At 62.9% G+C, this 21605-nt stretch carries 19 protein-coding genes and 1 tRNA gene; 3 read left to right on the top strand and 17 right to left on the bottom strand.

What is annotated here, in order from left to right; translation table 11 throughout:
- Positions 1-40: 40 nt before the first annotated feature.
- The 4 genes from ACPXYO_RS06545 to ACPXYO_RS06530 all read right to left on the bottom strand — a co-directional run bounded on the left by ACPXYO_RS06545 (position 41) and on the right by ACPXYO_RS06530 (position 2859).
- Positions 41-682 (bottom strand): 50S ribosomal protein L25, encoded by a 642-nt coding sequence (locus ACPXYO_RS06545; RefSeq protein WP_423917930.1) that lies wholly within the window; start codon positions 680-682, stop codon positions 41-43.
- A 117-nt stretch (positions 683-799) separates the two neighbouring features.
- Positions 800-1783, bottom strand: a complete 984-nt coding sequence (locus tag ACPXYO_RS06540) for a ribose-phosphate diphosphokinase (RefSeq protein WP_423917927.1) — start codon at positions 1781-1783, stop codon at positions 800-802.
- 198 nt (positions 1784-1981) lie between these two features.
- Complete coding sequence (locus ACPXYO_RS06535) at positions 1982-2743, bottom strand: NTP transferase domain-containing protein (RefSeq protein WP_423917925.1); 762 nt, start codon at positions 2741-2743, stop codon at positions 1982-1984.
- A 44-nt stretch (positions 2744-2787) separates the two neighbouring features.
- Positions 2788-2859 (bottom strand) — tRNA-Gln (locus tag ACPXYO_RS06530).
- A gap of 141 nt (positions 2860-3000) precedes the next feature.
- Here ACPXYO_RS06530 and ACPXYO_RS06525 point away from each other — a divergent pair.
- A complete protein-coding gene (locus ACPXYO_RS06525) occupies positions 3001-3096 on the top strand; it encodes a 30S ribosomal protein bS22 (RefSeq protein WP_323671112.1) in 96 nt (31 codons plus the stop codon).
- A gap of 31 nt (positions 3097-3127) precedes the next feature.
- On the opposite strand, the gene ACPXYO_RS06520 is transcribed toward ACPXYO_RS06525, so the two are convergent.
- From ACPXYO_RS06520 to ACPXYO_RS06500, 5 genes are all read right to left on the bottom strand, one after another.
- Positions 3128-3976 (bottom strand): 4-(cytidine 5'-diphospho)-2-C-methyl-D-erythritol kinase, encoded by an 849-nt coding sequence (locus ACPXYO_RS06520; protein WP_423917921.1) that lies wholly within the window; start codon positions 3974-3976, stop codon positions 3128-3130.
- A gap of 7 nt (positions 3977-3983) precedes the next feature.
- Positions 3984-4832, bottom strand: coding sequence for a 16S rRNA (adenine(1518)-N(6)/adenine(1519)-N(6))-dimethyltransferase RsmA (gene rsmA, locus ACPXYO_RS06515; RefSeq protein ID WP_423917918.1), 849 nt, complete (start codon positions 4830-4832; stop codon positions 3984-3986).
- Positions 4829-5617: a TatD family hydrolase gene (locus ACPXYO_RS06510; protein ID WP_423917915.1), complete on the bottom strand. Its 789-nt coding sequence runs from the start codon at positions 5615-5617 to the stop codon at positions 4829-4831. The genes rsmA and ACPXYO_RS06510 overlap by 4 nt, the downstream gene beginning before the upstream one ends.
- A gap of 10 nt (positions 5618-5627) precedes the next feature.
- The gene (gene metG, locus ACPXYO_RS06505; protein WP_423917913.1) at positions 5628-7127 is read right to left on the bottom strand and encodes a methionine--tRNA ligase; all 1500 of its coding nucleotides are present in this window, start codon (positions 7125-7127) and stop codon (positions 5628-5630) included.
- A 186-nt stretch (positions 7128-7313) separates the two neighbouring features.
- A complete protein-coding gene (locus ACPXYO_RS06500) occupies positions 7314-7646 on the bottom strand; it encodes an alpha/beta fold hydrolase (RefSeq protein WP_423917910.1) in 333 nt (110 codons plus the stop codon).
- Positions 7647-7757: 111 nt separating this feature from the next.
- On the opposite strand from ACPXYO_RS06500, the gene ACPXYO_RS06495 reads away from it, so the two are divergent.
- Entirely contained in the window at positions 7758-8951 is a 1194-nt protein-coding gene (locus ACPXYO_RS06495; protein ID WP_423917907.1) for an ISL3 family transposase, read from the top strand.
- A 124-nt stretch (positions 8952-9075) separates the two neighbouring features.
- Here the strand turns inward: ACPXYO_RS06495 and ACPXYO_RS06490 are convergent, their stop codons facing one another.
- From ACPXYO_RS06490 to ACPXYO_RS06455, 8 genes are all read right to left on the bottom strand, one after another.
- Positions 9076-10029 (bottom strand): DDE-type integrase/transposase/recombinase, encoded by a 954-nt coding sequence (locus tag ACPXYO_RS06490; protein WP_423917905.1) that lies wholly within the window; start codon positions 10027-10029, stop codon positions 9076-9078.
- A 104-nt stretch (positions 10030-10133) separates the two neighbouring features.
- Positions 10134-10457, bottom strand: coding sequence for a hypothetical protein (locus ACPXYO_RS06485; protein WP_423917902.1), 324 nt, complete (start codon positions 10455-10457; stop codon positions 10134-10136).
- A 147-nt stretch (positions 10458-10604) separates the two neighbouring features.
- The gene (locus ACPXYO_RS06480) at positions 10605-12869 is read right to left on the bottom strand and encodes a DUF262 domain-containing protein (RefSeq protein WP_423917899.1); all 2265 of its coding nucleotides are present in this window, start codon (positions 12867-12869) and stop codon (positions 10605-10607) included.
- A gap of 228 nt (positions 12870-13097) precedes the next feature.
- Positions 13098-13850 (bottom strand): hypothetical protein, encoded by a 753-nt coding sequence (locus ACPXYO_RS06475; protein ID WP_423917896.1) that lies wholly within the window; start codon positions 13848-13850, stop codon positions 13098-13100.
- Between the two features lie 209 nt (positions 13851-14059).
- The gene (locus ACPXYO_RS06470) at positions 14060-14614 is read right to left on the bottom strand and encodes a hypothetical protein (RefSeq protein WP_423917893.1); all 555 of its coding nucleotides are present in this window, start codon (positions 14612-14614) and stop codon (positions 14060-14062) included.
- Between the two features lie 239 nt (positions 14615-14853).
- Positions 14854-16899, bottom strand: a complete 2046-nt coding sequence (locus tag ACPXYO_RS06465; protein WP_423917890.1) for a hypothetical protein — start codon at positions 16897-16899, stop codon at positions 14854-14856.
- An 11-nt stretch (positions 16900-16910) separates the two neighbouring features.
- Positions 16911-18260 (bottom strand): hypothetical protein, encoded by a 1350-nt coding sequence (locus ACPXYO_RS06460; protein WP_423917888.1) that lies wholly within the window; start codon positions 18258-18260, stop codon positions 16911-16913.
- Positions 18261-18592: 332 nt separating this feature from the next.
- Positions 18593-20134: a GmrSD restriction endonuclease domain-containing protein gene (locus ACPXYO_RS06455; RefSeq protein WP_423917885.1), complete on the bottom strand. Its 1542-nt coding sequence runs from the start codon at positions 20132-20134 to the stop codon at positions 18593-18595.
- Between the two features lie 239 nt (positions 20135-20373).
- Here ACPXYO_RS06455 and ACPXYO_RS06450 point away from each other — a divergent pair, with 239 nt between their 5' ends.
- Positions 20374-21291 carry a phosphorothioated DNA-binding restriction endonuclease gene (locus ACPXYO_RS06450; RefSeq protein ID WP_423917883.1) on the top strand — a complete coding sequence of 306 codons (918 nt, stop codon included), beginning with the start codon at positions 20374-20376 and terminating at the stop codon, positions 21289-21291.
- Positions 21292-21605 lie beyond the last annotated feature (314 nt).

Below are 21605 nucleotides of genomic sequence, written 5' to 3'. Positions count from 1 at the left end.
CGCCGCGCGGCCGCCCGGCGGAAGACGGACACTGAGTGGGTCAGTCCTCGTCGTCGTCGGCGACGTCGTCGTCTTCGTCAGCCTCGGTTGGCTCGCCGTCGGAGTCCAACTGCTCGGCTGCGACAGCGGCCCGTGATCGCTGCGCGATCACCACCAGCGTGTCGCTGTCGAGCAAGCTCACCATGCCCTCGGGCAGGGCGAGATCGCTGACGCGGATCGAGTTCTCCAGCGACAGCGATTCCACGTCGACGTCGATCGCCGGGGGGATGACTCCTGCTGGCGACTCGACATGCAACGACATGAGCTGCTGCTGCACGACCGCTCCCTCGCGACCGGCCAATGCCGCTTCACCGACGAGCCTGACCGGCACGTCGACCACGAGGCGCTCGTCGAGCGAGACGAGCATGAAGTCGACATGCGTGACGCGGTTGGCGATCGAGTCGCGCTGCATGTCCTTGACGATGGTGAGATGGTTCTTGCCCCCGACCTCGAGGGTGATGATCGCGTTCGGCCCCGCTGCGTTCAGCGCCGCCCGGAAGCGCAGGCGATCGAGCGTGATCAACACCGGGTCGCTGCCGTGGCCGTACATGACCGCGGGAATCTTGTTATCGGCGCGCAGACGTCTTGAGGGACCGGAGCCGGTTGCCAGACGGGCCTCGGCGACGAGCTTCAGCTGTTCCATGCCGATCCCTTCAACATTTGGCCCCTTCAACACTTGGGCTCTTGGGCGATTGGCGCATGTTCTGATTGCGGCTGGGAAGCCTACGAGATCCAAGCGTCGACGCCGCCGAGAATTGCCTTAGAACAAGTTCTGGCCGTCAAAGATCTCCGAGACCGAAGCGTCCTCGAACACCGATTCGAGGGCATCGGCGAACACCCCAGCGACACTCAGCACCACCAACTTGTCGAACTGCTTCGAGCTTGGGATCGGCACTGTGTTGGTGACGATGACCTGGCTCAGCGACGAGTTCTTCAGGCGGTCGACGGCCGGCTCGGAGAACACGCCGTGAGTGCTGGCGCACATCACGTCGGCCGCTCCATGGGCCAACAGCGTCTCGGTGGCCGAACAGATGGTGCCAGCCGTGTCGATCATGTCATCGATGATCACGCAGGTGCGTCCCGTCACCTCACCCATGATGCCGAGCGCTTCCGATTCATTCGCGCTGTCAGCCGAGCGGCGCTTGTAAATCGACGCAACATCGCAGCCCAGCCGTGTGGCATAGCGCTCAGCCACCTTCACCCGACCGGTATCGGGCGACACGATCACTGAGTCGGGGTCCATGACGTCGGACAAGTACCTGATGAGCACCGGCGCAGCAGTCAGATGATCCACCGGACCGTCGAAGAAGCCCTGGATCTGACCGCTGTGCAGGTCAATCGACACGAGACGGTCTGCGCCGGCGACGGAGAACATGTCGGCGAGCAGTCGCGCAGTGATCGGCTCGCGGCCGGCGGCCTTGCGATCCTGGCGGGCGTAGCCGTACAGCGGCGCAACCGCGGTGATGCGCTTGGCCGATGCACGCCGGGCGGCATCCACCATGATGAGCTGCTCCATGATCGCGTCATTGAGGCTCATGGTCTCGCAAGCGGCGTGACTCTGGATGATGAAGACATCGCCGCCGCGAATCGACTCCGCGAACTTGCACTTGATCTCGCCGTTTGCAAAGTCGATGAGTCCTGGATCACCGAGTTCCACGCCCAGTTGCTCAGCGATCTCAGTGGCCAATTCAGGATTCGCCCTTCCGCTGAACAAGTGCAGGCGCTTCTTGGTGACCAGCTCCATTGCGTGTTCCTTTCGCAGCCGTCCCCTTGGCGCCGTGCTCAACACAGACGCGCTCGAAGCAGCAGCACTTGAAGGCTGGGCGAAACGCTCGGCAATGGGTTTTGGCGGCATGTTCAGCAGTCCGGCGACACTTCGAGGCTACCTGACGGCACCTGCAGAACACCGGAGATTTTCGCTGTGCGACTGCGTTTTGGACCCTCAGCGACCGCGCCGCGCCGCCAGCACTGCCTCGCACGCCGCCAGCTGGTCGGCATCGTTCACACCCAGCACTTCGGCAGGGTCCGGAGCCGGCACAGCCGAGATCGACTGGCCGGTGCGCGCGAGCAATCCGATGGCATCGGTGAGGTAGTACTCCGACTGAGCGTTGGCCGGGCTCAGCTCGCCCAGTACCCGGCGCAACAGTGAGATGCGAAAGCAGTACACGCCCGCATTGATCTCGTTGATTCGTGCTTGCGACGGCGAGGCGTCTCGTTGCTCGACGATCCCGATGAGCCCCCGAGAGCGCACGATGCGCCCGTAACCGGTTGGGTCGTCGACGTAAGCCGTGAGCAAGCTCGCAGCAGCGTCAACGCGCCGGCGCTCCAAGATGATCTGGCCGAGCGTCGCGGCACGCAGCAACGGCGTGTCGCCCGGCAACACCAGAACATCTGAGGCTTCTGAGAGCTGACTGAGGGCCAGCAGGCCCACGCGTGCTGCGTCGCCGGTGCCGAGTTGGGTGGGCTGGGTCGCGAACACCAGGCGGTCTGGCTGCGGCGCCCCGGTGTGAACGGCGTCGCGGACTTGGGTTGCGCCATGCCCTATCACGACCACGACCGGCTCGGCATCGACACCTGCGAGAGCGTCGAGCACTCGCAGCACCATCGCGCGGCCTGCAACCGGAAGGAGCGGCTTCGGCACGTCCGAGGCCATTCGAGTGCCCGCGCCCGCTGCCAACAGAATGGCTGCGCAGGGTTGGCTCATCAGAACCGAGCGCATCGTGCGGGTTCGACCTGGGAATGGGGCGGTTCGGGGAGGAGGGTTCGAACCTCCGTTGTCGGGACCAAAACCCGATGTCCTGCCAATTGAACGATCCCCGATCGCGCATGCCGCGTCAACCGGCGTGCTTGTGTATCGAGGGTAGCGACCTGCGCGAATGCCATGGTCAGGGAGTTGCCCGCGCTCGGAATCCGTGAGTTCTCGTGGGACGCCGACTGCGAGGCGATAGCGTTCAGCGCTCGATGGGATCGCTGGTCAAGAAGCGCCGCAAGCGGATGCGCAAGAAGAAGCACCGCAAAATGTTGCGGCGCACGCGTTACCAACGTCGCAACCGCTGACCCAGCGACCGCAATGGTTTAGGGCGATGGCCTAGAGCCGTCCGATGACACGCGCCCGCAGGGCGCTGATGCCGTCGCGCACGGGCAGGTTGAGGCGTGTGCCGAACGGCGCGGCGACGAACCACGTGCCGCCGCTGCCAGCCAGCTGAGGCGTTCGCCCGGTGGCTTGCGCGAGTTCATCGCGCCAAGCGGCAAGTTGGGGACAGACGGCCAGTGCGGCCGGTTCGAGGTCGTTCGAGCCCCCGCCCGGTCCCCCCATCTCGTCCCACATCCGGTACACCGCTGCGGTATTGACCTGAATCGGCGGCGTCCACAGCACAAAGGCCTGATGCCGGAACGGGATCGACTCGAGGATCTCGCCGATTCCCGTCACGCGAGCTCGGCCGCCGGTGAGGCAGAACGCCACGTCTGCGCCCAGGGTCGCCGCTTGTTGCGGAGAGACGAGGGTCGGAGTCTGGGGACGGGACGTTTTCGAGGCTGCCTGGACGGCCTCGCTGACTGCGACACGATTCGTCCAGCGAAGCACTGCGGCTGCGTCGGCCGATCCTCCGCCGAGCCCGGCGCCCGGCGGTATGCGCTTGCGGATCTCGATGTGGGCGGTCCGGCCCGCCAGCTCCAGCGCCCGGATCACCAAGTTGGAACGGTCGCTGGGGATGTCCCAGTCGGCTGCACCGGCTGCGCCGATGGAAGGCACCACCTCAACCGACGATGCAGTGCTCGGATGCACGACGAGCTCGTCGCACAGGTCCAGCGTCACCATCTCGGCATCAATGAGGTGATAGCCGTCTCGGCGAGTGTCAGTGATGCGCAGCTGCAGCGTCAGCTTCGCTGGAGCAAGCAGGCGAATTGGCTGCCGGTGAGCGGAGGTGTGCGCCAGCACAGCCGTCTCAGGCTTGCTGCCGAGCGGCCAGCGAGACTGTGGCGAGACGTACCCACTGCGCAAGCCCCAGCCGTTCGGGGCGCTCGGTCGGGTCGACGCCCGCGGCCACAAGCGCTGCATCGGCGTCATCGAAGGCGCTCCGCAACGTACGACGCAGCATCTGCCGGCGGTGCGCGAAGGCCGCGGTGACGAGCCGTTCGATCTCGGCGCGCAACTCGGATTCCAGCGCGTCTGCACGCCGGGTGATGCGCACCAGCGCGGACTCCACATCGGGACGGGGATAGAAGACCGTGGCCGGTACCGCGCCAGCCGGTTCGGCGTCAGCGTGGATCGCAACACGCACCGAGACGGCGCCATAGGCACCGCTGCCGGGCTCCGCAGCCAGTCGCTCGGCGGCTTCTCGCTGGCACATCACCAGCAGCTGGGACACCCCCGGCACCTCGTCGAGCACGGTCAGCACCAACGAGGTGGCGATGTTGTAGGGAAGATTCGCCACGAGGTGCCAGCCAGTACCCCCCAGGAGTGCGTTCCAGTCCATGCGGCGAGCGTCTGCGTGCACCACCTCCACCGAGCTCTGGTAGGGACTCAGCACCTCGCGCAGCAGTGGCACCAGCCGACCGTCGGTTTCCACCGCGACGACGGTGGCTCCGGCCTCCGCGAGGGCCGCCGTCAACGAACCCAACCCGGCGCCGATCTCGACGACACGGTCACCAGGCCCGACTCCTGACAAGCGGGCAATGCGGCGCACGGTGTTGGGATCGACCACGAAGTTCTGGCCGAGGCTGCGGCGCGGAACAGTGCCAGCCCGTTCCAAGAGCTCCTTGACGGCAGGGAGCGTCAGCAACTGGTTGGTCATGGGAGAGCAAAGGGGCCAAGCCGGAACATGCGCTCGGCATTGGCCGTGGTCTCAGCCGCAACCTGGGCGGTAGAGATGCCCCGTGTCGCTGCCACCGCGTGGCCTACGAAACGCACCCAGCTCGGCCGGTTCTGTTTGCCGCGCTTGGGCACAGGGGCCAGGTACGGCGCGTCTGTCTCGACGAGGTAGCGGTCGGCCGGAACGAGGGCGGCAGCATCACGGATCTCGGACGCATTGCCGAACGACACGATGCCGCTGAACGACAGCGAAGCGCCACGATCGAGTGCCGCGCGGGCCTCGTCGGGTCCCCCGGTGAAGCAATGGAAGATGGTGCGTTCAGGCACGCCCTCGGCGTCGAGCACGTCAAACGTGTCCTCCCAGGCGTCGCGGCTGTGAATCACCAGCGCCAGCTCGTAGCGGTGCGCCATCGCAATCTGGGCCGCAAACGCCTCACGCTGGCTGGCCCGATCGGAGTGCTCGTAGTAGTAGTCCAACCCGCATTCGCCGATCGCGACCGGCGACTCACCTGCAGCGATCAGCTGCTCCAGCGCCTCGAGCGCCGCAGGTCCGGAGTCCGCATCGTGGGGATGCAGCCCGATGGTGGCGGCGACACCCGGCAACGTGCGGGCGCGCTCCAGTGCCGAAATGCTTCGCTCAACGTCGGTGCCGATGTCGATGACCCAGGCGACGCCGTCTCGGTGCGCCTCGGCGACGAGGTCGACGCCGTTGTCCCACAAGTGGCAATGGCTGTCGATCCAGACTTCGGCCTGGTTCGGGGTGTTCATCGCAATGGGCTCATCGCAGGCGCGGGTACAGCGGCTTGCCGGTCTCCACCGGCAGGCCGCCGGGGTAACCGCCCCAGTTGGCGGCCTCCGGCAGACGCTGATCGGACACTGAGCCCTCCATGCCGATGCGCCGCCACACTTCCTGGCAACCCCTCGGCGTGGCCACCGACGCCAGCACCGCCACGATGCGCAGCGCCTCGAGGGCATCGCCGAGGACCGCGTCCACCTCGGGACCTGGTTCGGCCTTCCAAGGCTCGGCCGCCTCGAGCATGGAATTGGTCTCACGAATGATCCGCCACGTGGCGTCAAGGGCATCTGAGGGCGCCAGTAGTTCCCACGCCTCGGCCGCCTCGCCATAGCACTGGGTCGCCGCGTCGGCCAGCGGGCTGTCGGGGCGAGGCGCCGGTCCGATCCCGTTGCACTTGCGAGCGACGACGGTGGCCACCCGGCTCATGAGGTTGCCCAGGTTGTTGGCCAAGTCCGCGTTGTAGCGGGCCACCATCGCCTCATAGGAGAAGTCCCCGTCAGGTCCGAAGGGCTGATCGTGCAGGAAGTGGTGCCGCACACCATCGCTGCCGAAATCGTCCACGAGGTCGCCGGGAGCGATCTGGTTGAGCGCCGACTTCGCCATCTTCTCGCCGCCGACGAGCAGGAAGCCGTGGACGTGGACCCGCCGCGGCGGCAACACGCCGCCGCTCATCAGCATCGCCGGCCAGTACACGCAGTGGAATCGCAGAATGTCCTTGCCGATGAGATGGACCCCCGGCCAGCGGTGGTCGAACTGGACCGGGTCGTCGCCGTAGCCAGCCGCCGTGATGTAGTTCGTCAGCGCGTCGAACCAGACGTAGGTGACATGCCGAGGGTCCCACGGAAGGGGGATGCCCCAGTCCAGCGATGTGCGGCTGATGGAGAAGTCCTGAAGGCCGCCGCGGATGAACCCCAGCGCCTCGTTGCGCTTGGTCGCCGGGACCACGAAGTCGGGATGGGCCTCGTACCAGTCGAGCAAGGGCTTCTCGTACCGGCTGAGCGAGAAGAAATAGTTCTCTTCGGTGACATGTTCGGCGGGACGGCGGTGGATGCGGCAGTTGCCGTCGTCGAGGTCGTCGTCGGTGTAGTAGGCCTCGCAGCTCACGCAATACAGGCCCTCGTAGGTCTGCAAGGTGATGTCGCCGTTGTCGTAGCAGGCCTGCAGCAGCTGCTGCACCGAGCGGTGATGGCGCGGCTCGGTTGTGCGGATGAAGTCGTCGTTGGCGATGTCGAGCTGCTGCCATGCCTCCTGGAAGCGCACGACGGTGCGGTCAGCCCACTCGATGGGGGTGCAGTCGTGCTCGGTGGCGGCCCGCTGGACCTTGAGGCCGTGCTCGTCGGTGCCGGTCAGGAACATGACGTCATCACCGCACAGCCGCTTCCAGCGAGCGATCGCATCGGCGGTGATCGTCGTGTACGCGTGCCCGATGTGGGGGGCGTCGTTCACGTAGTAGATCGGCGTTGTGACGTAGTAGGAAGCCACGCCTGCAGGGTAGTGAGGGGCAGCCAAGGAGCTTGCGGGGTTTCAGCGACGAGCCTGGCCGCCCGCGGGCTTAGCCTGAATCCACCGATTGGCTGTTGGCGGGTGCGGGATTCCCGGGCGGGTCTCGGGTTGGATCACCCCGGGTGTGGACACTCGGAAAGTTTGTGTAACCGGCCGTGATGGTGTTCATCGGATGTGGTCGATCCACACCAGCTGCGAGTTGTCAAAGTGCTGGGCTAGCCGCTCGGCGTGCGCCGCAGACATCAGCTTGTCGTCGCGTGCCCACACGACCAGCACGGGCCCGTCGAACGATCGCTGCTGATCGGCCCATTCGAGCAGCGGCCGCTTCTTCGGCACGTTGCGCAGGCACTTATCGAGGTCGCGGCGGATGCTGCGGTCATGGCGGAGCGGATGGATCCAGCTCATGAAGACGTCGTTGGGGACCCCCTTCGCTGACATGCCGCCGAAGGTCATCGGCAGGTGCCGGATCCAGCGAGGCCGCAGCAGCTGGGCTGTCAAGAAGGGGCCCTTCGCGAAAATGTGGGATGACGGGGGGTTGAGGGTCCGCTTGTAGGGGTCGAGGCCCTGCTGGGATCGGTGTTGTTGGCCGCCGAACCCTGGAGGGCCTCGATGGCGAGTGATGTTATGTCGGTGCGGCTGTGGCTGCCGTGTATCAAGGTGCTGGGGGTCGTGGCGGACGCGCCGGAGCGGCTGGCGGTGAGGGTGGCCTCGACGGTGTCGCGTCCGCGCTGCTGTGATTGCGGAACGCCGGGCGGGCGCTGCTATGACCGCCGGGAACAGAAGATCCGGGACTTGGGGGTCTCGGGACGGCCGGTGCTGTTGTTGTGGGTGCGGCGCCGCATGGTCTGCGACGTCTGCGGTCGGCGGTTCTTGGAGGACCATCGGGCGTTCGAAGGCAAGGTCACGGCTCGTGTGGCGCGTCGGCTGGTGGCCGACGCCCGCTTGATGCCGGTCAACGCCGTCGCTGGTCGCCACAAGGCGGGCTGGCACACGGTGATGGCCCTGGTGGCCGCATATGCCGGTCTGGTCGCCCGGCACCGCCGCCGCCGGCGATGCCGGGTGCTGCTGGTGGACGAGACCTCGATCCGCAAACGGCACCGCTACGTGACGGTGCTCGTCAACGGCGACACCGGCGAGGTGCTCGCGATGGTGCCCCACCGCAGCAGCCAAGCGCTCAGCGCGTTTCTGGCGGCTCAGGGGCACAAATGGTGCCGCGGCGTCAAGGTCGTGGTGTCCGACGGGTCACGCGCGTACAAGGCAGCGATCGACCAGCGGCTCGGCCACGCCCGCCACGTCCTGGACCGGTTCCACGTCATCCGGTGGTTCGGTGCGGGGCTCACCGCGGTCCGCCGGGACGTCCAGCGCCGCCCCGAGGGCTCCAAGCCCGCCTTCGACCGCGACGTGTTCCGGGCCAGGTTCCTGCTGATGCGCAGACCCGACAAGCTCGACGCCGCCGACCAGGCCCGCCTCGACGCCCTGTTCGCCGCCCATCCACGGCTCAAGGCAGCCTGGGACGCGCTCGGCGAGCTGCACGGCCTCTATCTCGCCAAGGACCCCAAAGGCGCGATGGCCGCGCTCGACAGGTTCGCCGACATCTACAGCACCGGGCTGATCCCCGAGTTCAGCGACACCGTCGACACGTTCCTCGCGTGGCACACCGAGATACTCGCCTGGCACCACACCGCACGGCCAAGCAACGGCCGCATCGACCGCACCAACAACCTGCTCCAGGTCCTGCGAAGAACCGCTCACGGGTTCACCAGCTACACGAACTTCGAAGCCCGCGGCATCCTGCTGACATAATCGACCCGCCGAGCCCAGCAGCCCAAATCCCACAATAACGCGAAGGCTCTAAAAGGTCGAAATCAGTACTCAAGTTGAGGTGTGTCTGACTCTTCCGCGGAGATCGGCTCAGAAATGAACCAAGTCATGCCGTGTTCTCAGGTTTGTTGGCAGCGGTCCGGCGGTTGTGTTCGAGCCGTCGTGTTCGGGCTCGCTGGAGGCCCCGCCGGCGGGCCTCGCGGATCGTTTCTCCTCGTTGGTGGTGTTCGTCGTTGGGGGTGACGCAGCCGATCGCTTCGTGCAGTCGGACTTCGTTGTAGTCGATCCGGACGCGCGCCAGCTCGATGCCGGGCAGCGCCGGGTCTGTGATCGAGCACAGGTGGGGCCATTCGTGGGTGATGTGCCCGAAGAAGCTCTCGATCCAGGCTTGGCCGGTGGGTGTGCGGGGCCGGCCGTGGTGCTGGGCGATGGCCATCATCGCCATGCAGGCGCGGGTGTCGTGGCTGGTCATGGCCGGGCCGTTGTCGGACACGGCGAGCAGGATGGGCCGGTCGGGGTCGTCGACGTCGAGATCGAGGCGGTCGTCGGCGGGCAGCTCGTCGAGGCCTTGGGCCACCAGCGCCTGGTCGAAGACGGCACGCACTTGGGTGGAGGTCTCCTCGGTCGAGACCAGCGTGGCGGTCCAGCAGCGCGAGACCATGTCGACGATCGCGAGCACACAGCGCCGGGCCCGCCCGAGGCGGGTCACGTCCCAGACCCGGATCCGGTTCGGTTCCCAGACCAGCCAGTGCGGCCACGGTGTCCTCGGCCGCTTCGGCGCCGGTGCCCGCTCGGGCAGCACAAGCCCGTGAGCAGCGAGAACACGCCGCAACGTCGAGGGTGCCACCCACACCCTGTCCACATAGGAGCCACGGTGGGCGAGCTTGCGGTGTGATCGGTCGATTGGCCCCCACTCCTCGGCGACGACGAGGATCTCCGCGACCTCATCGGCCAGCAAGGCGTGCACCGGCGCGCCTGCGGGGGCCAGATCGCACAGGGTGCCCAGCTCCCGCCGGCGGGCCCGCCAGCGGTGCACCCGGTCGTCGCAGACCTGCCACACGCCCGCAGCCCACGTGTGCGAGAAACCGGCGGCAACAGCGTCGTCGACAGTGTTGAGGACCAGCTCTTTAGCCTCGGCGGGGACTCCTGCGGGGACCGGCCCGCTCAGTCCCAGCCGGATTTTCCCCGCACGATGGCCAACTCGATCGCCTGGGCCTTGACCGCCTCGGTGAGCCGGCCGATCTCCGCCTGGGCTTCTTCGAGCTCCCAGTTCCGCTCGGCAGCCGGCCGGCCCGGCCTGCGGGCCAGCGCCGCCAGCGCCGCGTCCTTCACCGTGCGGCCGATGGTGATCACCGTCGACACATCGACCCCCCACCTCCGGGCAGCGTCGGCCTGGGCGACCGCTCCGCTCGTGACCTGCAAGCAGATCTCCCACTTCGTCTCCGCGGACAGCCTCTTGGGACGGCGCCGCCCCTCGCTGATCGTCATCTGATGCTCCTTCACGCGTCAGCGAGAACACAACCAGACTTGGATCATCTATCAACCAACTCTCCGCGGCGAAATCAGACGCAACGCAAAGTAAGTCTCACGCATACAACAATCACTACATTCAAGCCTACATGGCACTGGAGCCACTCAACTTGGTGCATAAAGCCACGGCGACAAGCGATCCCAGGCCAACCCACTAAGCAGTCGGGATCGTTGCGAAATAATCTCAGCATCCCAATCACTGCTGAAGGCCGCTACACCGGCCACAATAGGCAGATACTCATTATCTACCAGCACATCCATAGCAACATCAAGCCCAGCATCTTTCGCACCTTGTCGGGCCGCCTCAATTTCCTCTCGATTGCGCGCCACAAGAATCTTGTACATCAAGCGTTTTTCGGTCCAAGGCCTATTGGATATCAGGGAATTTGCTCTCGCTGGCAGCAATAAGAGATTACCCAGGCAATCCTTCATTCCGGTATCTCTGTAAATGGATTGCGACCATTTCGAGCCGTCACCTGGATTCTGTGGCGCAATGTGCTCCACCGTCACGCTCCCGATATCGGTCCATTTTTCATAGTTCAACAGGGGCAGCACTCCGGATCTCGCACTCTTGATCAATCCCGGCTGAGCTGGGTCAACAGTTGTGTCATTAGTTGCAGCCAATAGCAGCAGACGGGCAAGATCTTTGTTATGCTGGTAGATTGGAATACTAGAAGCAGCAGCGACCCAGGCCTCGCGTCCACCTAGTCCTTCATCTTGCAGTGCAAGACGGAAATACTCACAAACACTTTCCGCGTCAAGAGAGACACCGCCAGCAAGCAGGCGGGCCAGAGCCGGTATCGCCGCATCTTGCCTTCCTTTCGATAGGAGATCTCTATGTGCCGCGTCGATACCAGACGTTCCACCTTTCGCACCCCTCCACAAGGCCAAGAAGGCAGTCACTGCTCGTAGAACCGTACCGATGTTGACTTCATCACCATTACGCTGTGCCGAATAGAACCTGGTCAGGACACCGATCGCAATGCGATGGTTAGTAGATTGAAGGACATCAAAGCAGAGCTTTTCTTGTGTATCTAATGGTTCCAAGCCGGTCAGGGATGGACCAGATGAAGCCCATGTAGCCTTATCCCAGGCACCTTCGAGCAGTTGAGCTGTGTGGCCCATATTGCTCAGGAATACATCACGCTCTGACTTTTCATGGCTATCGTAAGTACTCCTCAGATAGCGGCGTTGATCGCTCAGCCTCTTGGACAACTTGTATCCCGATTCCGCTAGAGCAAATGGAATAAGCAGGTTGCTCGTGGCAGCGAGTCGGCTCTGCGCCTTCTCGAATTGTTCGAGATAGGCCTCAACCTTGCCAAGATGTCCATGTGCTGTGGATTTTTGGTACTCAGAATGGCCTTCCTCGCGAATGACACGTGGTCGAAACGTTTCGAACGCGGTAAGCGGTTCGCCCGTAGTATTTAGGGACTCGAACATATCAAACGCGTAGTCCTCTGACCGAGCAGTAACAACTGTAACCGCGACCCGATGCAGTGCAAACCGGCCGAATACCAGCAGCCGAAAGAGCTCAGCGCACCCGTCAGTAGGTGCTGACTCCAGCGCCTCAGAAACTGGTGTCGGCAATTCGTCATTGAAGAGAGTCAATGCAAGGTATCCTGTCTCACCGAAGCTTGCTACATCAGGGAAGTCAATGTCCTGGTGGGTCGCTTGTGCTATGGCTCTTCGCAACATGCGTCGCACGAGGTCATAGCTCCGACTAATTGACCGGGTGCTATCGGGTTTGAAGACTCCGGGGTTGTCAGAGCGGCGATGTTTTCCGTATTGATGTAGCAAGCCTGCAATATCTGATTTGTACTGAGCCTCGTGCTTAAGGCGCGACCATTTGTCTAGATACGCTCGCGCCATGCGCGGATACCATTGAAAATGGCCATCACCATGACTCATGTCCTCCTCAAGCGTATCGAGGAGTTCTGACTGAGTTTGAAGACACTGTTGATATAGCCAGACTGATGCTTCGTCACTAGGCTTATTGAAACTTGTGTGGCGGTTTGCGAGTTCATCGTGCAATACCATATTGACCAACAACAAGGTCGTCAGGCGTTGCTGACCATCGATCACGGTCATGACTTTACTGGGAACTTGCGCGCGAACAAGTGGGTCAATTGTTGTGTAGGCAGTGTCATGTATAGTAATAAGCGTGCCGATGAATGTGGTTGCATCGTTACGCTGGAGCAGTTGGTCAAGCCCATGCACGATGTCGTCCACTAGACGTTCTATATTCTCACGGCCCCATGAGAACGGGCGCTGATATGCGGGTATGTAGAAGCACTGCCCGCGCTCACGCATGAAGTCGGCCGTACTCTTGGGATAGGCCTCAAAGACGTCTGATAGTTTCTTGATTACCATTCTATTTCTCCTGCATTTCCTGACAGCTGACCTGCTCCGTGAAAGGTATACGAAGCCTGATCAAGATGCTGCAGCACTTCATTGCTCCGATCGTTCGCGTATCGACGACTAGTACACCCCGCTTCAGCACCCTCTCACCGTCGATCGCCTGCTTCGGCGGCAGCCACTGCGAAAGCGTCCCAGGCATGGCTGTAAGGCCGTTGCTCCCACGACAGCCCCGACAATGTCCTAGCTGTGGCTTGTATCGGTATCAGCGGCATGGGCGTTATCCTCGCTAGTCGATGTGGCGAACTCGGCATCGGCCAATCCTTGCTCCGCAGCGGCGATAAGTTGCAGCCAGGGGACGTCAAAATAGCTATTGGCGTGGCCGACGCGCGCGACTGATCGCATCACGCTCTGCACGCGCTGAGTCGCCTTCGTTCCGCTTGGGACTTGTGTGTGGCGTGCCAGCACAGCAATCACTGCCGCGCGAGCGCGTGGAGCGGAAAGTGACGTCACGCGCCTGATGGACCACAAGGCCAGGTTCTCCCAAACTGTCGGCTGGCGAAGTGCTTCGTGGGCTTCGGCCGTAGTGAGTCGATCGTCGTGGCGCGCGGCCTCGTCGCTTGCTTCGAGCGCAACTCGGTAACGCCACCACGCCGTCGAAACGGGACAATCCGTTAACGGCGAGATGTTGCCACGGACACGGCGCAGCCCGCCCGTGCGACGCAGAAAATTTCGTGTGCGCGCCTCTCCATTGTCAGCCTTGGGCCCATCAAAAAAGACTGCGCCGAGATCACCTCCGAAGACAAACGACCGCATCCAGAATGCGTGACATAGTGTCCAAAACGCGGGATCGGCGGCCTGAGCGGGGGCGATGCTCTCGTGGAGCCGTACAGCGACCTGCTCTTCAGCGAAGGCCGGCAGGCTGCGCATTTCCGCGACCGTGAGCGGCTTAGGAAGCAGTGGGACGGCATCCGCGCCGATCTCCGCCTCACTCACACCGAGCCTCCCGAGCAGGTAGGAGAAAGCGGCCAATGGTCCGGCGTCGACCGCCTCTGCCAGGGTCTTCTGCTCTTGCGCAACACGTCGTCGGGCATCTCGCGCTGCGTCGCTGTCCTGGTCGCGGAATTGCTTCTGCTCATAGATGAGTTGTCGTTGCCAATCCTCGAATCGGCCATGGTCGATGACCCCCACAAGTCCGGCGACCCTCACTCTTCGTCCTCCTCACCGAGGTCAACTTGAAAGCGCTCCAGCAGCGTCGCCATTCGCGCTGGATCGAAACCGTCCAAGTTGTCCCACGTCTCAATGCCGGCGTCCTCAAGTCGCCCGCGTAGTTCTTGCGCCATCGGGTGATCCGAGTTCTCGCGCTCTGGTCCCATAGAGCTGCCCGGCAACCGAGCGCAGGCAGCGATCAGCCCAGCTAGCCAAACGTCGCGGTCGCGGTAGCGGACGTCGTACAAGTCAGCCGCAAGCCGCACGACGAAGCATGGCGTGGATGCGTCGCTGTCTTCGGAGACCGACATCTGGCCAGGTTCGAGACGGCCTTCGTTGTCGCGCCGAAACTTCACGAGTGATGCCAGGAGTGGCGTGACTCGATAGGCCTCGGCGCGGGCCAGCCACCATCCTGCCGGAACTGTGACCGACTCGCCAGCCGCCCATGCAAACGGGTTGAGGCCGGAAGTGTCGAGGCGTAATTCGCGCGTTGCGACCAGGCCAGGCAGGAGGAACGTCTCACCGACAGCCTCGTCTTGCGCCCAGGTCATTCTCTGCTGGGGCGAGCGCGTCCGAGTTTGGCGACTAAGCAAAGTGCGCGGGCATCTGAACTCAGTCACCCACTCCGCCTCACCAGCCTCAATCAGGGCCTGGAGAATCGGTGCATCCGTGAGATCGTGATTGATGTCGGCTTGACGATCCCGCAGCGCCACTTTCGTTGCGTATCGCGCGCTGATCCAGTCAAGACGAGAGCCGTCAGAAGCCAAAACGGGCAACGGCGCGCCAATCATCAGCTCACACCTGTCGCAGCGGCATGCGAGACCACAGATTCAGCCCCGGATCCGATCGGGTCAGCCAATCCGCTCTCATCCGCGGCTAGCCCGTCTGGAATTGCCCCCATGGCGTCGGGCTCATCGGCTTCGGGCTCGCTGGCCGGCGGCGGTTTCTTCTTGGGCGGCATGCGCTTGACGACATCGACTTCCAGCAGACCGGGCTGTGATATCGCTTCTGCCAGGCTTACTGTCAGCAGCCGTTCCCCCGAGACCGCGGGCAGCGACAACTCGAATTCGCCGTCAGCATCGGAAGCTCTCGAGCTATTTCCTGCCTCGTCGACAACGCGCCGGAGACGGAGCCAATTGTCCGGCAGCGGCTGCTCGCAGGTACCGTCCGATCCCGAGGCAACGCGAAGCCGAATTCCGATGGTGCCGCCAGCCGAGACTTTCTCGTCATAAGAGACGAGGACTTCGACGACGTCGGCTTGCTCGCCAGCCCTCAGAGACGATCGGTAGCGCGGGGTTGTCCCCGGCTGGGGCTGTCCGGAGCGCCTGGGGGATTTCTTGCCGCCTCCGGTCTTGTTCTTACCCCGCTCGACCTCAGCCTTGGCACCTCCACCGCCTGCAGGGAGCCGTGGGCGCTTGACTGTCTCAGCGGCTTTGACTTGCTGCCCCTCGATGGTGGCAAAGCCCGGCGGGGTGAACTCTGTCAGGTCGCGCCGCTTCCCCACCGCTCCGCGGAGATTCTCAGCAACCCCGGATATCAGTTCACGGAGCTTCGTCTTCTCAGCAACACTGAGACGACGTCGGTCGATGCCGCGGTGCTCTGGGCCTTCGGCGCTACGTACAAGGCTCTCCAATGGCCCCGAGTCCAACGAGAGCACTGCGTCGAATGCGTACACGTTGGAGAAGTCCGAAGCATTGAGGCCAGGAGCGATTGATGTAATCCACATCCCTTTGCGAAACACGTGCACCTGGGTGGTGGAGCGCTCCTCGCCCTCGACCGAACGCCAGCGCACCGAGGTGCCGTTAGCCACCTTGATAGGCGCTCCGGTATCAACCGTCTGCCATGCGGCATGAGCGCGAGAGCCGCTGATCTGTCCTTGTTTAGATGCTCGGCGCTGGCCCGCAATCGGTCCCAGAATCGCGCCGAGGGTGTCCGACGTCACCTCTGCTAGAGAACCTTGCAGCTCATCCTCCACGACCACGTGCAGTCGTCCCGCATGAACCGCGTCGGAGAAATTGGCCGCGGCCACGCGGCAGATCGACTCGGTAGCAGGCGGATCGTCGTCATCTCTGTAGAAATCGTTGAAGCCAGCGATGCAGACCACAGTGCCGGCGTCGACGAGGTCGTCGAGGTGAGGCGCCAAGAGATCCGGCGGGTCGCTCGGATAGCTCGTGTGGCTGCCGTCGAATGCCATCTCGCCTTGGCCAAGACGAAACCAGTAGCCATCAGCGGCGAATTCGTGTCCCGGTTCATCCGGATCTCGATGACTGGCAAGAATGGTGTGTCCCGACGCAATCGTCGCCAAACTGCCGCCGTGGTCATCTCGATACTTGGCGGCGTACAGCACGTAGCGCAGGTTCGACGCGCCGAACGCCGCATGGTGTCCGAGGCCGAAAGAACCCGCCCCTTGTTCACCCTTGCTGGTGTTGCCTGGCGTGAGCAACGCGTCCATGCGATGCCCGTCGAGGCCAACGCCATTGTCCACACATAGCAAGAGAGGGATCTCCACCTCGCTGCGAGCGCGCTCAATCCGCTCAATGACCATTCTCTCGTCGTGCGATGGCGAGCCTCCGTGCCACTGTTGGCGCGCTTCGAGAGCCCTCTCGAACGCTTGCTCATACGCATCCCAGCCGGGGAGCATGCGCCGAGGAACCTCGGTGATGCGAAACCGCACTTGTGCTGCGCGACCGGCCTGATGCGCAGCATCAAGGCTGTTCTGCAACAACTCGCGCACCACGGGCTCAGCGGAGCCGTCAAATTGCGCGACCACACCACTTGTGAAGCCGCATGGCGCATGGGTACGCCCGAAGTACAGGTCAGCGTGCTGTTGCTCCATAATTCGGTCCCTCAGTCCGTGCAGTCACACGCCGGAGTGCCGCTCGCGTAGCGGTCATCCTGGGGCGGACGGCCAAGAGCCACCTCTTGGAACGAGGCCTTATTCACGCCGAAAAATCCGAACCGCGACGTGCCTCCGCCACCACGGCGCGGGATGACTCGCGCGTGGCGCTGCTCGAATCCTACCCACCAGCTGACGTCGGTTGGTGTGTCGAGACGTCGCCGAAAGTCTGGCGTCGTTACCAACTCTGAAAGCTGTCGCGTTCCCTTCATGAAGCAGAACACGCAGTTGCCCGCACCGGTCGGGATGTCCAAGTCGAAGTCGCGCTGCGCCCAATAGTCAGCTACATCGTCTTTGCCAACTCCGCTGTCGTGCAAGGGAAAATATGGTCGCTCTCCAGGCGGCTGGGTCTTGACTGTGCAGGCCGCGGTTGTAGCACCTTCTGCGTAGAGCGTCCTCGAGAGCACACGGTCCACACGACCCGTCTCGTCGGCACGCAAGCCCAAGAGCCGCACGTGCTGCGCCGCGTTCGGGCCCCGCATCGGCGCAGGTTTGGCCCCCTCGCGCACTGCGGGAACCGGTGCAACCGTGAAATTGGCCCAGTACTGCTGAGGTCGGGCGGGCGGGTGGGTCGCCAGGAAAGCCGCTCGCTGACGAACTGACTCAAGCGATGCCATGCCGCCGTTGCGGATGTAGCGCCTTGCGACTCTCTCGGGGTCCACAAGTCCTGCAACGGTGGCACCCTCGACATCGTCTGTAGACGGCTCGCAGCCGGGCGTGGCGCAACGATGAGGGGACCAATGATGGCCTGAATGCGCTGGACCCGCTGTGCCGCCCAGCCATTCCGCCAGCAACTCATGGGAGGGGTACAATTTCAGTTTCGCGGTGCAGGTCCGAGAATGCGGGTTCGGCAACATGCCCTGCAACGACACCATCTCTTCAAAGAGCTCGCCACGCGAGCGGTACCCGTCAGGATCGTCTTCGAGGGGCACCGGCTTCACGAGCCGATACGAGGCCTTACGGTGGTAGTCACCGCGCCAAGCATCTTCGACCGTGCAGAATTCGAACCAGAAGCACGGCAGGCCGAACTCAAGTTCGAGCCTCGACGTGCACTCCGCAGCGAATTCGTACGTGCCCGGATGCTCCGCTGAGGTGTTGGCAAATAGCACCACGTCACGCCGTTCGGGTCGCAAGAGCCCTTCCTCAGCAGCCATGAACGCCAAAGCCGCAGACGAACGCCCGCCAGAAAAGCTCACGACGTGCGGGATCGATGCATGCGACGCGTCGCGGTATCGCAAAGCCCCCAGCGATATCTTCCTCAGCGTCGGTGCGTGTACTGCGGTGAGTGCCACCAAGGTCATCTGTCGCTCCTCATCGGTTCCGCCTCGGACAGCCAGTTCGGCTGTCATCTCCAGGGCAAGCAGGATGGACTAGGGGTGTGACAAGAATGGCACCATTGCCTCGCGATTGCGCCGATGCCGACGGCGCACGCCGCCGCGGCGCGGCTGCGCACGCGAGCCGTCTCCGCCATAAGGCATGGCCGTGTTAAGACCTCGGTGCGCAATGGCCGTTCGCTTGCGCGCGCACGACCATCGGAACCACAGCGTTGTTCCGAGCGATGACGTCGCGCGTCTCCGCGGGACGCTCACCACCAAGACATAGCTCGACGGCATATTCACGAAGCCATGTTCGGTCATTCACTCCCGGCAAGTCCAGTCAACAACTCGTCCGCAGCGAAAGCGACCATTTCGCGGCGCGCAGCGAGGAAGTCCCTATAGCGGCGAGCCTGCCATAGTGCTGGATCATCCGGGATCCACTGGGACGCCAGGACGCCCGGGTGCGATTCTTCCAAAGCATCGAGGTATGTCGTGGGTGCCTTAGAGCCAATCCGCAGGTTGGAGCCTTGGCTGATGTAGGCAACGTTCGCGAGTTGATCGATCTCACGCTGCTCAATGCCATTGGCCCGAAGGTACTTTCTGGGAAAAATATGATGCGCTTGAAGGCCCTGGAGTGGCCCGACAAGGGTGGGAGACAATGCCAATCCGGTTTGCAGATCCAAGCCGCCGCGGCATCGAGTAACGCTGTATAGGAGCTGCGAGTATCGTTTCATTTTATAGGAGACGGTCAGATGACTTGGTTTGACGTGCAATCCACCGATTTCGCCCGATAAAGACCGAAGCAATGCGCTCGAACCGCCAGCGAGCGCCGCTGCTAGGTCTAAATTCGTCCGGTTCCTCGTATCACGCGACCAGCGTTCTGCGAGATTGCCGTACATCCACCATGCGAGGAGTGCCGGCTCTTCACGTGCCAATTCTGCCGGTGTCGTTGTGCTTGTGGCACGGTAGACAACAACAGGAATGAGCCCGTTGTTGATAGCAAGCTTCACACGCGGGTCAAAACCCAGGTATTGTTGCAGTAGATTCAGAGTGCTGTCCATCGAGAATCGCACTGCATCGCAAGCGTACTCAAGCTCCCGCCGAGATCTCCCAAAAAGGCCCCTAAAATCGATGCGGTCGGAGGCGAGACCGGCCATGGCATGCAAGAACCAATCAATCTTGACTTGATATCCTGCTTCCTTCCACGCATCACATTGTGTTTCCACACTATTGCGGGCGTCACTCCAAGACAGACTGAGCTGCCCCAGAGTCAGATCACCTCTGTTGACTCGAGTGCCTGCCGTATTGACTATCTCGAACACGCGCTCAGCATGTTCTGGCTCCATGTGCTGCGGGAGAGACACGAATGAAACTGGCCGATCTTTAATACTCAGCAACTTCAGCACGCGGACCAGATACTCTGCGCGTTTGGAGGCATCGATAGTGCTTTCCTCCAGTTCCCGTAGCCACCATTCGGTTCCTTCGGAGAATAGGCGCGAGACATCGACACTGGTCGCACTAGGGAGCTTGCCCGCTGAGACGTGCTCGAATCTCTCTTCTTCGAGATCAAACTGGAGGCCGCTGAGTGCAGGCACGTCGGCGGAGCCAAGCCACGCTGGTGGTCTTCCTCGAATCACCCCGTATAACGCCGTAAGACGTTGTTGGCCGTCAATGACACTTTCTTCGGCTGATCCCACGCGTCGAGGCCACACGATGATCGAACCGATCGGGTAGCCCCGATAGAGCGAATCCATCAGGCTGCGCACAGCCTCGGCCTTCCACACCCACCCACGTTGGAATGACGCTACGACCGTGCGTCCATCGTCAATCCGGTCCAGAAGGCTAGAAATCTCGTGCATGACGTGGTCCCTTCACGCTTCGGGAATGGCCGCTCTTGCGAACAAGCCGACAGCGTAAACGCTGCGCAGCTCCAGACCCTCGGCCCATTACTCTCACCAGCGCACGCGCACCACGGCGTTCCTCCGACCGGAGGCCCTCCGACGACTTGGGCGGCGCACTGTTCGCAGGTGCAGGGTGAAGCTGTGCCGTCGGCGGTGCTCAGTACGTGAGGCGAACACCGTTGTGATAGGAAAGACTCGTGAACACGGCAGAGACAGATGGAGCTGACGACTGGGCCCGACGGGTTCTAGAGACCGATCGCTTTCAAACCAAAGAAGGCAAGCGAGCGCCGTACAAGCCATTGCTGTTGTTGTGGCTGATCGGGCGCGTTGCGAACGGCGAGGGGATCTCAGTGACGTTCGCTCGCGCCGAGGACGACGTCGGAAGGCTCTTGGCGTCGCATTCTGTGGCAGCGACGCCGCCTCAGGCGAAGAATCCGTTCGTGTACTTGGCCAGTGATGTCGAACTCTGGTCAGTACGGAATTCTGCCGGTGAAGATATAAGATCCATGCCGCAAAACGTCCGAGAAAACACGAAGTATCTGCGGGCGGAGGCGATTGGGCAGTTGGCACCGCGGTTCGCTGCAGCGCTGGGCGATGCCGACTTACGGGAGGGATTCGTAAACGAGCTGCTGCGCAGCGAATTTCCCGAGACGACCCACAGCAACATTCTGGCCGAGGTTGGTTTGGGCCAGCACATTCAGTTGGCATCGGCACCGCGCGACCCGAAGTTTCAGAGGGCTGTACCGATGGCCTACGAGTTCCGGTGCTCATTCTGCGAATTCGGCGCTCAGGTACGCGGGGAGCACGTCGGACTGGATGCGGCACATGTCCGCATGCACAGCAAGGCCGGGCCCAGCACCGTCGACAACGGCGTCCTGCTGTGTGCCCTGCACCACCGCCTCTTCGACAAGGGCGCGCTAGGTATCGACGAACATCACCGCATCTTGGTGAGCCAGCAATTGACGATAGTTGACAGCTTGTCGAACCGTAGCTTGCTGGACCTGTCCGGTCGCCGTATGCGTCTACCGCAGCATGGCTACGACCCGCCAGCCATCAAGCACGTTGAGTGGCACCACGAGAATCTCTTCAAAAAGCCCGCTCGCGCCCTTGCCTGAACTGTCCGGCAACACGGCGCGGCGCTCAGCCAAGGCCGAGCGTACGTTCGCTGTGTCGGTAAATGCGGACCGGTGGCGATTGCGCTGACAAGACGGATCGGTGTCCGATACTGAAGACATCTCTGCACAGAGGCAAAACCGCGGATTGAGCGACGGCACAGACGCGCTGGAACAGGAAGTGACGGACTAGCGGCGGCAAGGCACCGCCGTGAGGGTGCTAGCCCTGATTGTTCATGAGAATGCCTGGCCAGGGTTTTTGGGTTGTGTTGTTGGCGTGCGGGGCTGGGTTTGTCGGTTCGGCTGGTCGCGGTGGG

It is taken from the genome of Candidatus Poriferisodalis sp. (assembly GCF_965237655.1).
GTDB lineage: Bacteria > Actinomycetota > Acidimicrobiia > Acidimicrobiales > Poriferisodalaceae > Poriferisodalis.
The sequence above is the reverse complement of the archived record's forward strand: the minus strand, read 5'-3'. Positions and strand labels throughout refer to the sequence as shown.